Origin of the sequence: Paractinoplanes deccanensis (assembly GCF_016862115.1) — a bacterium.
Lineage (GTDB): Bacteria > Actinomycetota > Actinomycetes > Mycobacteriales > Micromonosporaceae > Actinoplanes > Actinoplanes deccanensis.
Genome location: NZ_BOMI01000258.1, coordinates 1 through 549 on the forward strand (window position 1 = coordinate 1; position 549 = coordinate 549).

Sequence of the window (549 nt, forward strand, 5' to 3'; positions counted from 1 at the left end):
ATCCGGTTCGCGGGCGACTCGGGCGACGGCATGCAGCTGACCGGTGACCGGTTCACGTCCGAGACGGCTCAGCTGGGTAACGACATATCGACCCTGCCCAATTTTCCTGCCGAGATTCGTGCCCCTGCCGGCACGTTGCCGGGTGTGTCGAGCTTTCAGGTGCATTTCGCTGACTACGACATCCTGACCCCGGGTGACGCGCCGAATGTGCTGGTGGCGATGAATCCGGCGGCGTTGAAGGCGAACCTGGCGGATCTGCCGGCGGGTGCGGACATCATCGTGAACACCGACGAGTTCACCAAGCGGAGCCTGGCCAAGGTCGGTTATGCGGTGAGCCCGCTCGACGACGGGTCGCTGGCCGATTATGCGGTGCATCCGGTGGCGTTGACCTCGATGACGGTGGGCGCGCTGGCTGATCATGGGATTTCGAAGAAGGACGCCGAGCGGGCGAAGAACATGTTCGCCCTCGGCCTGTTGAGCTGGATGTATTCGCGTCCGTTCGGCTCGACGCTGCGGTTCCTGGAGCGTAAGTTCGCCAAACGCCCGGAG

The 549-nt window shown here is 63.8% G+C and carries 1 protein-coding gene; it reads left to right on the plus strand.

The features are described from left to right. Positions 1–549 (plus strand): 2-oxoacid:ferredoxin oxidoreductase family protein (locus Ade02nite_RS48905; protein WP_203778302.1); only part of this gene is annotated, 549 nt, incomplete at both ends.